This window comes from Bacillus sp. KS1 (assembly GCF_020075515.1).
GTDB lineage: Bacteria > Bacillota > Bacilli > Bacillales > Bacillaceae > Bacillus > Bacillus velezensis.
Genome location: NZ_JACAWW010000019.1, coordinates 210,094 through 223,128 on the forward strand (window position 1 = coordinate 210,094; position 13,035 = coordinate 223,128).

11 protein-coding genes and 1 riboswitch are annotated in these 13,035 nt (G+C 47.6%); of the genes, 10 read left to right on the top strand and 1 reads right to left on the bottom strand.

Annotated features, from left to right (window positions below; all coding sequences use genetic code 11):
* Positions 1–8: 8 nt before the first annotated feature.
* Positions 9–2,366 (top strand): endonuclease MutS2, encoded by a 2,358-nt coding sequence (locus HWY38_RS14725; RefSeq protein WP_224182115.1) that lies wholly within the window; start codon positions 9–11, stop codon positions 2,364–2,366.
* A gap of 16 nt (positions 2,367–2,382) precedes the next feature.
* Positions 2,383–2,787 carry a DUF350 domain-containing protein gene (locus tag HWY38_RS14730; RefSeq protein ID WP_003152541.1) on the top strand — a complete coding sequence of 135 codons (405 nt, stop codon included), beginning with the start codon at positions 2,383–2,385 and terminating at the stop codon, positions 2,785–2,787.
* Positions 2,788–2,925: 138 nt separating this feature from the next.
* Here the strand turns inward: HWY38_RS14730 and HWY38_RS14735 are convergent, their stop codons facing one another.
* Complete coding sequence (locus HWY38_RS14735; RefSeq protein ID WP_263433342.1) at positions 2,926–3,573, bottom strand: DUF2711 domain-containing protein; 648 nt, start codon at positions 3,571–3,573, stop codon at positions 2,926–2,928.
* Between the two features lie 105 nt (positions 3,574–3,678).
* Here HWY38_RS14735 and HWY38_RS14740 point away from each other — a divergent pair, with 105 nt between their 5' ends.
* The 8 genes from HWY38_RS14740 to uvrC all read left to right on the top strand — a co-directional run bounded on the left by HWY38_RS14740 (position 3,679) and on the right by uvrC (position 12,711).
* Positions 3,679–5,367 carry an AMP-binding protein gene (locus HWY38_RS14740; RefSeq protein WP_038459415.1) on the top strand — a complete coding sequence of 563 codons (1,689 nt, stop codon included), beginning with the start codon at positions 3,679–3,681 and terminating at the stop codon, positions 5,365–5,367.
* An 88-nt stretch (positions 5,368–5,455) separates the two neighbouring features.
* Positions 5,456–6,040: a TetR/AcrR family transcriptional regulator gene (locus HWY38_RS14745; RefSeq protein ID WP_007408119.1), complete on the top strand. Its 585-nt coding sequence runs from the start codon at positions 5,456–5,458 to the stop codon at positions 6,038–6,040.
* Positions 6,041–6,053: 13 nt separating this feature from the next.
* A complete protein-coding gene (locus HWY38_RS14750; RefSeq protein WP_224182117.1) occupies positions 6,054–6,833 on the top strand; it encodes an enoyl-CoA hydratase in 780 nt (259 codons plus the stop codon).
* Positions 6,834–6,846: 13 nt separating this feature from the next.
* Positions 6,847–7,620, top strand: coding sequence for an electron transfer flavoprotein subunit beta/FixA family protein (locus HWY38_RS14755; RefSeq protein ID WP_007612949.1), 774 nt, complete (start codon positions 6,847–6,849; stop codon positions 7,618–7,620).
* Between the two features lie 31 nt (positions 7,621–7,651).
* The gene (locus tag HWY38_RS14760; RefSeq protein WP_224182118.1) at positions 7,652–8,629 is read left to right on the top strand and encodes an electron transfer flavoprotein subunit alpha/FixB family protein; all 978 of its coding nucleotides are present in this window, start codon (positions 7,652–7,654) and stop codon (positions 8,627–8,629) included.
* Positions 8,630–8,837: 208 nt separating this feature from the next.
* On the top strand, positions 8,838–10,328 hold the full coding sequence (locus HWY38_RS14765) for an alpha-N-arabinofuranosidase (RefSeq protein ID WP_224182119.1): 1,491 nt from the start codon (positions 8,838–8,840) through the stop codon (positions 10,326–10,328).
* Positions 10,329–10,481: 153 nt separating this feature from the next.
* The gene (gene trxA / locus HWY38_RS14770; protein WP_003152560.1) at positions 10,482–10,796 is read left to right on the top strand and encodes a thioredoxin; all 315 of its coding nucleotides are present in this window, start codon (positions 10,482–10,484) and stop codon (positions 10,794–10,796) included.
* Positions 10,797–10,938: 142 nt separating this feature from the next.
* On the top strand, positions 10,939–12,711 hold the full coding sequence (gene uvrC, locus HWY38_RS14775; protein ID WP_224182120.1) for an excinuclease ABC subunit UvrC: 1,773 nt from the start codon (positions 10,939–10,941) through the stop codon (positions 12,709–12,711).
* Between the two features lie 61 nt (positions 12,712–12,772).
* A riboswitch (Lysine riboswitch) is annotated at positions 12,773–12,952 on the top strand.
* The last annotated feature ends 83 nt before the right edge of the window (positions 12,953–13,035 follow it).

Consider the following 13,035-nt stretch of genomic DNA (forward strand, 5'->3'; position numbering starts at 1 on the left):
ATAAAACCGTGCAGCAAAAAGTGTTATCATCACTTGAATTTCATAAAGTAAAAGAACAGATTACCGCACATGCCGCCTCATCGCTCGGCAGGGAGAAGCTTCTGCAGCTGAAACCTTTGACGGATCTCGCCGACATCCAAAAACAGCTGGATGAAGTCGAAGAAGCATCCGCGGTCATGCGCTTGAGAGGCCATGCTCCGTTCGGCGGCCTGACCGACATTAGATCCGCTTTACGGCGGGCGGAAATCGGCAGTGTGCTGACGCCGGCGGAATTCACCGAATTGTCCGGGCTGCTGTATGCCGTTAAACAAATGAAGCATTTTATCAGCCAAATGACAGAAGACGGCGTCGGCATTCCGCTGATACAGGCCCATGCAGAAGAGCTGATTACATTAGGCGATTTGGAAAGGGAGATTAACTCCTGCATTGATGACCATGGGGAAGTGCTTGATCATGCGTCTCCCGCTTTAAGGGGAATCCGCACGCAGCTCAGGACGCTTGAATCAAGAGTCAGAGACCGGCTTGAATCGATGCTGCGTTCATCTTCCGCTTCTAAAATGCTGTCTGACACCATCGTTACGATTCGGAATGACCGCTTTGTCATCCCGGTCAAACAGGAATACAGATCAAGCTACGGCGGAATTGTCCACGATACATCTTCATCCGGTGCGACACTGTTTATTGAACCGCAGGCGATCGTAGATATGAACAACTCGCTTCAGCAGGCGAAAGTAAAAGAAAAACAGGAAATCGAACGGATTCTCCGAATGCTGACGGAGCATACGGCTGAACACACACAAGAAATCGCTCAAAATGTGGAAGTGCTGCAGACACTGGATTTCATTTTCGCCAAAGCGAGATACGCAAAAGCAATGAAGGCGACAAAACCACTCATGAACGGAGACGGTTTTATCCGGCTGAAAAAAGCGCGCCATCCGCTGCTGCCCCAAGATCAAGTCGTGGCCAACGATATTGAACTGGGCGGAGATTACTCAACGATCGTTATCACGGGACCGAATACGGGCGGTAAAACCGTTACGTTAAAAACACTCGGGCTGCTGACGATAATGGCGCAGGCAGGATTGCACATACCGGCTGATGAAGGATCGGAAGCAGCCGTATTTGACAATGTGTTTGCCGATATCGGCGATGAACAGTCGATCGAACAAAGTCTGAGTACGTTCTCATCCCACATGGTCAATATCGTCAATATTTTAAAAGACGTGTCTGAAAACAGTCTTGTGCTGTTTGATGAACTCGGTGCCGGAACAGATCCGCAGGAAGGAGCGGCGCTTGCCATGAGCATCCTTGACGAAGTTCACCGGACAAACGCCAGAGTGCTTGCGACAACCCATTATCCGGAACTGAAAGCATACGGATATAACAGACAAGGCGTCATGAATGCCAGCGTTGAATTTGACATCGAAACGCTTTCGCCTACCTATAAGCTTCTGATCGGAGTGCCGGGCCGAAGCAACGCATTTGAAATCTCAAGACGCCTTGGGCTTCCGGAGCATATCATCGGCCAGGCGAAGTCAGAAATGACCGCCGAACATAACGAAGTCGACCTGATGATCGCATCGCTTGAAAAAAGCAAAAAAAGAGCGGATGAAGAACTTTCTGAAACCGAATCAATCAGAAAAGAAGCAGAAAAACTGCACAAAGAGCTTCAGCAGCAAATCATTGAGCTGAACGCCCAAAAAGATAAAATGATGGAAGAAGCCGAACAGAAAGCTGCGGAAAAACTGGAAGCCGCCGCAAAAGAAGCCGAACAGATCATCCGCGAACTCCGGTCCATCAAGCAAGAACACAGATCCTTTAAGGAACACGAGCTGATTGACGCCAAAAAACGTCTCGGAGACGCGATGCCGGCTTTTGAAAAATCAAAGCAGCCGGAAAGAAAGACAGAGAAAAAACGCGAGCTCAAGCCGGGCGACGAAGTAAAGGTGCTCACATTCGGACAAAAAGGGGCGCTGCTTGAGAAAACCGGCGAGAAAGAATGGAACGTCCAAATCGGCATCCTCAAAATGAAGGTGAAGGAAAAAGATCTTGAGTTTCTCAAATCGGCTCCTGAACCGAAAAAAGAAAAAGCAATCACCGCCGTAAAAGGGAAGGATTATCACGTATCCCTTGAACTTGACCTCAGGGGAGAGCGTTACGAAAACGCCCTCAGCCGCGTCGAAAAATATTTAGATGACGCGGTGCTTGCCGGCTATCCGAGAGTGTCCATCATTCACGGAAAAGGCACGGGCGCCCTCCGAAAAGGGGTGCAGGATCTTCTGAAAAACCACCGCAGCGTGAAAAGCTCGCGGTTCGGGGAAGCGGGAGAAGGAGGATCAGGCGTAACGATTGTCGAACTAAAATAAAAAGGGAGTAAACGTCATGAATGCTTTTTGGGAAAATGAGCTTGTTGAAATCGCGGCTTATTACAGTGTAGCCGTCTTGTGTCTCGTCATTTTTCTGACCGTGTTTGAATTGGTGACATCCTATAAAAACTGGGTGGAAATCCAAAAAGGCAATCTTGCGGTGGCAATGGCGACCGGAGGGAAAATTCTCGGTATCGCAAATGTCTTTCAGCACAGCATCGCCCAGCATAATTCGCTTTTGCAAATGATCGGCTGGGGCGTATACGGATTTATTATGCTTTTAATCAGCTATTTTATCTTTGAATTTCTGACGCCCCGGTTTAAAATTGATAAAGAAATTGAAAAAGATAACAGAGCTGTCGGCTTTATTTCATTTGTCATCTCAGTCGGCCTGTCATTTGTGGTGGCCGCCGGGATTTAAGGGGACGGGGAAAAATGGAGAAGCTTGCGAAAGTGCTGCTGTCGGCAGCGGGAATTTTTCTGTTCATCGGACTTATTTATCTGGTCATGACATCTTAATACTGAAAAAAGGCTGCCGAACTAGAATCGGCGGCCTTTTTTATTGAGAATACCAGTTTATGCAGGCCGTATCAGAGCAAATGACGGCTTCCCAACTCATGGCGCGGATGACAGACGGCATGTCTTGATCTTCCATGAGAAAGAGTGTCGTAAAAGAATCATATATGCTCATAAAAGTCGCGCGCCGTTTTTCGTCGGCAATGATCATGTCAGCCCGCAGCAATCCGCATACATCCGAAGCCGCCGTTTGATTGAGTGAAAATATGCCTTTCTCTTCGACAGGCTCATAATAAGTGCAGCGCTTTATGCCTTTTGAACGGAACACATCCAAAAGTCCCGGAATTAAAAATGGTGAAGTAATATCGTCGCTCGGCAAGTACAGATCGGGATGAAGCCGATTAAACACCCTGGCGGATTCAGGATGTGCATATTCATCCCGAAGTGCCGTCTCTTTTTCAGAACGCAATCCGCAAACGGTCATGACGGTTTTCCAGGAAACGGGTCTGCCCATCGCGATGATCTCCTCATCACTCGGATATATATGTTCATAAGGCCGCTTGCGCTTTTGCTCTTCCCACCCATCAGGCATCCGGACAAAGGGATGAAGCAAAAAGGCGGCCGACGTAAACGGCTTCGGCAGCTGGCGCAGGATAGGAACTCCTTCTTCAAAATGCAGCGTTTCCAGCAAACTCAACACCTCCTGAAACTCGAAATTTCACATGAAACGCTTTCCAATTCCAATCACCCTTCTGCTATAATAATAGCGTATAGGAAAACAGAAGGGAGAGGTATTATGCAGTCTGAAAAGCCATGGCTTTCTCAATATCCCGAAGAGATTCCGCATGAGCTTGAATTTACCGATCAAACCCTGCCATCCAATCTGACAAACTCCGCAGCTCAATTCCCGAACCATACCGCCATTTATTTTCTCGGAAAAAAACTCACATTCCAAGACGTTCTCACAGATTCGTTAAAGCTAGCCGCTTTTTTACGCAAAACAGGCCTGAAAAAAGGGGACAGAGCCGCCATTATGCTGCCCAATTGTCCGCAGTCGGTCATCGCTTTTTACGGCGTATTGTTTGCCGGGGGCATTGTCGTTCAGACCAATCCTCTCTACACGGAACACGAGCTTGAGTATCAGCTGAAAGACAGTGCGCCGCGCGTGATCATCACCCTCGATATGCTGTTTCCGAAAGTGATAAAAATGAAAACGTTATCACTGGTCGAACGCATTATTACAACGAGTATAAAAGACTTTTTGCCGTTTCCGAAAAATATGCTGTATACGCTCACACAAAAACAGCAGGTGCATATTGATTATGACGGCTGCGAACAAATTCACAAATTAGCGGATATTTTAAAAAACGAAAAAGCGGAGGAAGCGGAGCCATTTGATATTGACCCTGCGCATGACATCGCCGTGCTTCAATACACGGGCGGAACAACCGGCTATCCGAAAGGTGTCATGCTCACACATCGGAACATTCAGGCCAATACAGAAATGTGCGCCGCCTGGATGTACAAAATGAAAAAGGGAGCCGAAAAGGTGCTCGGCATCGTGCCTTTTTTTCATGTGTACGGATTGACCGCTGTGCTCAATTTTTCCATTATGCAGGGATGTGAAATGATCCTTCTTCCTAAATTCAATCCTTTGGATACCCTGAAAACAATCGACAGGCTGAAGCCGACGGTTTTTCCCGGGGCGCCGACGATTTACATCGGTCTGTTGCATCATCCGGAGCTGAATAAATATGATCTGTCCTCCATTGAAAACTGTCCGAGCGGTTCAGCGGCGCTGCCGGTTGAGGTCAAACAGAAATTTGAAAAAGTGACCGGAGGAAAGCTTGTGGAAGGCTACGGATTATCCGAAGCATCACCGGTTACCCATTCAAACTTCATCTGGGGAAAAAACAAACCCGGCAGCATCGGCTGTCCCTGGCCCAATACCGACGCCGGAATCTATTCAGAAGAAAAAGGCGGGCTTGCGGAACCGTATGAACACGGCGAGCTGATCGTAAAAGGCCCTCAGGTCATGAAAGGATACTGGAATAAGCAGGAGGAGACGGCGCGTGTCATCAGAGACGGCTGGCTGTTTACCGGAGATATGGGATATATGGATGAGGAAGGATTTTTCTACATCGCCGACAGGAAAAAAGACATCATCATTGCCGGCGGATACAACATTTACCCCCGAGAGGTGGAAGAGGCGCTGTATGAGCATGAAGCCGTTCAGGAAATCGTCGTAGCGGGCGTCCCTGATTCCTACAGAGGGGAAACAGTGAAAGCATTTATCGTTTTGAAAAAAGGCGCCGAGGCAGATGCCGATGAGCTTGATGCGTTTGCAAGAGAGCGGCTTGCGCCGTACAAAGTCCCGAAGCTTTACGAATTCAGAAAAGAGCTTCCGAAAACGGCCGTCGGAAAAATATTAAGAAGGCGTTTAGTCGAAGAGGAAGATGCTTCCCGTGAAAATAAGGTGCCTTAAAAGAAAAACTTGACAAAATCCGGATTCCTTTTTATCATGAAGTTATGAATGAATAGTCATTCATTTATCGAAGGAAGGAACGATGACATTGAACCAAAAACGGCCAAAGTATATGCAGATTATTGATGCAGCAGTAGAAGTCATAGCGGAAAACGGCTATCACCAATCACAGGTGTCCAAAATCGCCAAGCAGGCCGGCGTTGCGGACGGCACCATCTATTTATATTTCAAAAACAAAGAGGATATACTCATTTCTCTTTTTAAAGAAAAGATGGGCCAGTTCATTGAACGCATGGAAGAAGAAGTGAAAGAAAAAACGACGGCAAAAGAAAAACTCGCCCTCGTTATTAAGCAGCATTTCACACTGCTCGGCAATGACCGCCACCTCGCGATTGTGACCCAGCTTGAGCTCAGACAGTCAAATATCAAGCTGCGCCTGAAAATCAATGATATTTTAAAAGGTTATTTAAACATGCTGGACACCATTTTGACCGAAGGAATCAAGTCGGGGGAATGGAAAGACAATCTCGACGTCCGCCTCGCCCGGCAGATGATATTCGGGACGATAGATGAAACAGTGACAACATGGGTGATGAACGATCAGAAATATGATCTTCCGGATTTGTCAGACAAGGTATTGGAGCTGTTGGTGTCAGGAATTCATCAAAACTAAAGGGGGTTGACGGATGAACAGCCTTTCGATGGCGGTAGAACAATCTGTTGCGGTGATCACCATTAATCATCAGCCGGCCAACGCGCTGTCCGGTGCGGTTTTAGATGAGTTGTCCGGTATGTTCGACCGGTGTGAAACGGATGACAGCGTCAGAAGTATCATTATTCGCGGTGAGGGAAAATTTTTCTCGGCGGGCGCCGATATAAAGGAATTTACGTCGCTTGAAAATCTTGAGCAATCTTCTGCCATGGCGGATAAAGGCCAGCAGCTGATGGAAAGAATTGAAGGGTTTCCGAAGCCCGTTATCGCAGCGATTCACGGCGCTGCGCTCGGAGGCGGTCTTGAGCTAGCCATGGCCTGCCATATCAGAATCGCTACATTGGATGCAAAGCTCGGCCTGCCCGAGCTGAATCTCGGCATTATCCCGGGCTTTGCCGGGACGCAGCGGCTTCCCCGGTACGTCGGTACGGCGAAAGCGCTTGAAATGATCGGCACTTCAGAACCTGTGACCGGAGAAGAAGCGCTCAGCCTCGGCCTTGTCACGATAGGCGCCGAACATGAGGATGAGCTGCTGCAAAAAGCGAAAACGCTCGCGGGCAAATTTGCGGAAAAAAGCCCGCAGTCGATGGCTTATCTGCTTGAGCTCCTTTATTCAAACAAGATCTATTCTTATGACGGCGGCTTAAAGCTTGAAGCAAAGCGCTTTGGGGAAGCATTTGCATCAGATGACGCAAAAGAAGGCATTCAGGCATTTCTCGAAAAAAGAAAGCCTCAATTCGGTGGGCGAAGATAAAGGGGATAAGATTATGAATCTATTTGTACTGATGAAACGGACGTTTGACACAGAAGAGAAAATCGTCATTGAAGCAGGAAAGATTCAGGAGGACGGGGCCGAATTTATCATTAATCCGTATGATGAATACGCCATTGAAGAAGCCATTCAGCTGAAGGAAGAGCACGGCGGAACCGTTACCGCCGTAACCGTCGGCGGAGAAGATGCGGAGAAAGAACTGAGAACCGCCCTTGCGATGGGCTGTGACCAGGCGGTGTTAATCAATATTGAAGATGACCTGAGCGATCCTGACCAATACTCCATTTCAACTATCTTATATCATTACTTCAAGGACCGGGAATATGATCTGATTCTCGGCGGAAATGTCGCGATTGACGGCGGTTCAGGCCAAGTGGCTCCAAGGCTTGCCGAACTGCTGAACATTCCTTGCGTCACAACGATCACAAAACTGACAATCAGCGGCGATGAAGCTGTGGCAGAGAAAGACAATGAAGGGGATACCGAAATCATTAAAACCTCACTTCCTTTAGTCATCACGGCACAGCAAGGCTTAAACGAGCCGCGCTATCCGTCGCTTCCGGGCATTATGAAGGCGAAGAAAAAACCGCTGGAAGAACTTGAGCTCGATGATCTCGACATTGATGAAGATGAAGCCGCACCGAAGCTCAAAACGATCGAACGTTTTCTGCCGCCGCAAAAAGAAGCGGGCAGACTGATCGAAGGAGAAGCCGCTGAGCAGGCGAAAGAGCTTGTGTCACTGCTGAGAAAAGAAGCCAAAGTCGTATAAACCGATATTAAAGAAACTGGGGGATGTCAGAATGGGAAAAAAAGTGATCGTACTCGGAGAAATTCGTGACGGCGCCTTACGGAACGTCACCTTTGAAGCCATAGCAGCAGGCAAAACCATTTCCGGCGGAGGAGATGTCATCGGCGTGCTGATGGGAAAAGGCGCGGCTGATGCAGCACCGGAACTCATTCAGTACGGCGCCGACAAAGTATTTACGGCCGATGCGCCGGGGCTTTCTCAGTATACGGCGGACGGATATTCCGCGGTTCTCGGGGATTTGATCGAAAACGAAAAGCCTGATGCGGTCATTTTCGGCCACACTTCTATGGGAAAAGATTTGTCACCTAAGCTTGCGGCCCGGTTTGAAACGGGGCTGATTTCAGACAGCACGGATGTAAGCGTTACCGGAGACAACATCGTTTTTACAAGACCGATTTATTCGGGCAAAGCCTTTGAACAGGTGATTTCAACCGATCCGTTCATTTTGGCGACAATCCGTCCGAACAACATTCAGGCATTAGAAAAAGACGCGAGCCGCACGGGTGATATTGAAGAGCTTGCGGCACCTCCGGCAGATTTGCGGACGGTCATTGAAGAAGTAGTCAAAAAAACGGCGGACGGCGTGGATTTATCAGAAGCGAAAATTATCGTAGCAGGCGGCCGCGGTGTAAAAAGCAAAGATGGATTTGAACCGTTAAAAGAACTTGCCGACGTGCTCGGAGCAGCAGTGGGCGCTTCACGCGGCGCGTGTGACGCGGACTATTGCGATTATTCCCTTCAAATCGGCCAGACGGGAAAAGTCGTCACGCCGGATTTGTATATCGCCTGCGGAATTTCCGGAGCGATTCAGCACTTGGCGGGCATGTCAAACAGTAAGGTCATCGTTGCCATTAACAAAGACCCGGAAGCAGAAATATTTAAAATAGCGGACTACGGAATTGTCGGCGATTTGTTCGAAGTGGTTCCGCTTCTGACCCAGGAATTTAAAAATGCCAATATTCATTCATAATCAAAACCCTCTGGCTGATTTGTCAGAGGGTTTTGGTTTGTGTTAATTGGTTCGGACAAATTACAGATTAATAAAACAATAGATTGACATGTACGAACCAATGTAATAAGCTTTTGTAAAGCGCTTACAAACTTATCCATACAGCATTCATCCCAGATAGATCGTCTCTAGTGCTTTCATTCTTATTAAGGGGAAGGAATGATCAAGTTTGTCTCACAATACGGCAGTCATTCAAACTGATATCACACGGGGAACCATTAATAAAAACATATACGGACATTTCGCGGAACACCTGGGAAGAGGCATATATGAGGGCATCTGGGTCGGAAAAGATTCCGATATTCCGAATACCGGCGGGGTCAGGACGGATGTCGCCGACGCCCTCAAACAGCTTCAGATTCCCGTCCTCAGATGGCCGGGCGGCTGTTTTGCAGATGAATACCATTGGGCAAACGGCGTAGGGAAACGCAAAACCATGCTGAATACCCATTGGGGCGGGACGATTGATTCCAATGAATTCGGCACGCACGAGTTTATGATGCTTTGTGAACTGCTCGGCTGCGAACCGTACATCGCCGGAAACGTCGGCAGCGGAACGGTTAAAGAAATGGCTGATTGGATTGAATACATGACGTTTGAAGCGGGCACGCCGATGTCCGACTGGAGAAAAGAAAACGGGCGGGAAAAACCGTGGAAGCTGAAATATTTCGGAATAGGAAATGAGAACTGGGGCTGCGGCGGAAACATGCATCCTGAGTATTATGCCGACCTTTACAGAAACTTTCAAACCTATGTCCGCAATTACAGCGGTAATGAAATCTATAAAATTGCCGGCGGCGCGAATGTCGACGATTACCGCTGGACTGAAACTTTAATGAAAAAAGCCGCTGATCTCATGGACGGGCTGAGCCTTCATTATTACACAATACCGGGCGACTTCTGGAAGGGGAAAGGATCAGCGACGGAGTTTTCGGAAGATGAATGGTTCATCACGATGAAAAAAGCGGCGCATATGGATGAATTGATCACAAGGCACAGTGCCATCATGGATCAGTACGATCCCGAAAAAAGAGTCGGGCTGATCATTGATGAATGGGGCACGTGGCTTGATCCTGAGCCGGGCACGAATCCGGGCTTTCTGTATCAGCAGAATACGATCCGCGACGCCCTTGTCGCAGCCACGCATTTTCACATTTTTCATCAGCACGCAGACCGCGTACAGATGGCCAATATCGCGCAAACCGTCAATGTGCTTCAGGCAATGATCCTGACAAAAGGGAAAGAAATGCTGTTGACGCCGACGTATCATGTGTTTGATATGTTTAAGGTGCATCAGGACGCATCTCTTTTGGCGACAGAAACAAAAGCAGCCGGGTACGAAAGGAATGACGGCCGGCTCCCGCAAGTCAGCATTTCAGCGTCCAAGCAGCAAAACGGAGACATACATATCAGCATTTGCAATATCGATCATCTGCACAAAGCTGATGTGAAGATTGAACTGCGGGGCATGAAAAAGACAGGGAAGCCTTCGGGAACGATTCTGCACGCGGAAAAAATGAATGCCCATAATACATTCAGCAGTCCGGAAAACGTCAAACCGAAGCCGTTTTCCGGGTTTGCTCAAAAGGGCGGAAAACTTGAGGCGGAGCTTCCTCCGATGGCGGTTGTATTAATCACGCTGCCTGCGGACCCATCTTAAGTTTTGAACGCCCGCCGCCCGGTTATAATACACTGTATAAAAAAGATTATTTCCGGCGGGTTCGGGAGAAAATAATATAAGCATTAAATTAGCATGAACGAATGGGAGATGCTATACTAAAAATCATCATTTGACAATTGGAGGAATAACAAAATGGCTATCGTAAAAGCAACTGATCAATCGTTCTCAGCTGAAACAAGTGAAGGTGTCGTATTGGCTGATTTCTGGGCTCCTTGGTGCGGACCTTGTAAAATGATCGCGCCCGTTCTTGAAGAGCTTGATCAAGAAATGGGAGACAAACTGAAAATCGTTAAAATCGACGTGGATGAAAACCAAGAAACTGCCGGTAAATACGGCGTCATGAGCATCCCGACACTTCTCGTATTGAAAGACGGAGAAGTCGTTGAAACATCTGTCGGTTTCAAACCGAAAGAAGCTCTTGAAGAGCTTGTAAACAAACATCTGTAAGCCGAAAGCTTCCGTTACGGCAGGGCGATTCCTTTGAAAGGGAATCGCCTTTTTTGATCTTCCAAAAGCTGAGAATGGAGAAAAACAAATGTTCGTGATACACTGAATGGACACGAGAAATGAATGTAAGGAAGGGTAACGTATGAATAAACAACTGAAAGAAAAACTGGCCCTCCTTCCCGATCAGCCGGGCTGTTATTTAATGAAAGACCGTCAAAAAACAGTCATCTACGTGGGAAAAGCGAAAGTCTTGAAAAACAGGGTGCGGTCTTATTTCACCGGTTCTCATGACGCAAAAACCCAACGGCTTGTGACGGAGATTGAGGACTTTGAATATATCGTGACTTCCTCCAATCTTGAAGCGCTTATTTTGGAAATGAATCTGATTAAAAAATACGATCCGAAATACAATGTCATGCTGAAAGATGATAAAACCTATCCCTTTATTAAAATCACCCATGAACGCCATCCGCGGCTGATTGTCACCCGGAATGTCAAAAAAGACAAGGGACGCTATTTCGGCCCGTATCCGAATGTGCAGGCGGCGCGGGAAACGAAAAAACTGCTGGATCGCCTTTACCCGCTCAGGAAATGCTCAAAGCTTCCGGACCGCGTCTGTCTCTATTATCATCTCGGACAATGCCTCGCCCCATGTGTAAAGGATATATCTGAGGAGACAAACCGCGAGATTGTTGAAGACATCACCCGTTTTTTAAAGGGAGGGCATAACGAAATCAAAAAAGAGCTCAAAGCGAAAATGGCAGAGGCGGCGGAAAAGCTTGAATTTGAACGGGCTAAAGAATTCCGCGACCAGCTTGCCCACATTGAATCGACGATGGAGAAGCAAAAAATGACCATGAATGACCTTCTGGACCGCGATGTGTTTGCATATGCCTACGATAAAGGCTGGATGTGCGTCCAAGTCTTTTTCATACGCCAAGGGAAACTGATCGAACGCGACGTCAGCATGTTTCCGATGTATCAGGAAGCGGATGAAGAATTTCTGACCTTCATCGGCCAGTTCTATTCCAAAAACAATCACTTTCTGCCTAAGGAAATTCTGGTGCCTGACAGCGTTGACAGGGACATGATCAGCGAGCTGTTGGAAACCGCCGTGCATCAGCCGAAAAAAGGCCCGAAAAAAGAGCTGCTTTTGCTTGCGCACAAAAATGCGAAAATCGCCCTGCGGGAAAAATTCTCGTTAATCGAGCGGGATGAGGAACGGTCAATCGGTGCAGCCGAACGGCTCGGCGAAGCGCTGAATATTTACACGCCGCATCGGATTGAAGCGTTTGACAACTCCAATATTCAAGGCACAAACCCCGTATCGGCCATGATTGTCTTTATTGACGGAAAACCGAATAAAAAGGAATACCGCAAATATAAAATTAAAACCGTAACAGGGCCGGATGATTACGGCTCAATGAGGGAAGTCGTCAGAAGAAGGTACACGAGGGTGCTCCGCGAAAACCTTCCGCTGCCGGATTTAGTCATCATTGACGGCGGAAAAGGGCAGATTAACGCGGCGCGCGACGTGCTCGAGAATGAACTCGGCCTTGATGTCCCGGTAGCGGGATTGGCGAAAGATGATAAACACCGAACATCCAACCTTTTGATCGGCGACCCGCTTGAACCGGTGTTTCTGGAGCGGAACAGCCAAGAGTTTTACCTGCTTCAGCGTATTCAGGACGAAGTTCACCGTTTTGCGATCAGCTTTCACAGACAGATCCGGGGAAAAAGCGTCTTTCAATCCGTTCTGGATGATATCCCCGGAATCGGCGAAAAACGCAAAAAAATGCTCTTAAAACATTTCGGATCTGTCAAAAAGATGAAGGAAGCAAGCCTTGACGATATCAAAAAAGCGGGTGTGCCGGCCGCGGCGGCCCAGCTGCTGTTTGAAAAATTAAAAAAATAGTATTGTGCTTTTCTGAAAAATCTGCTAGAATGTGAACTAATTTCATAAGATCGTGTTATATGGTGAAGATAGAGGTGCGAACTTCAATAGTAAGCCTTTGGAGAATGATGGATTCTGCGAAAAAGGCTGAAAGGGGAGCGTCGCCGAAGTGTATCACATCCCATCGGTGTGATTTGCTGGCCTTGCATTAAATAAATGTAAGGCTGTCAAGAATTCATTTTCTTGGAGGGCTATCTCGTTGTTCATAATCAATCGTAATGATATGAAAAAGCAATGAGAGCTATTCCTCTCATTGCTTTTTTTATTGTGGACAAAACGCTCTTT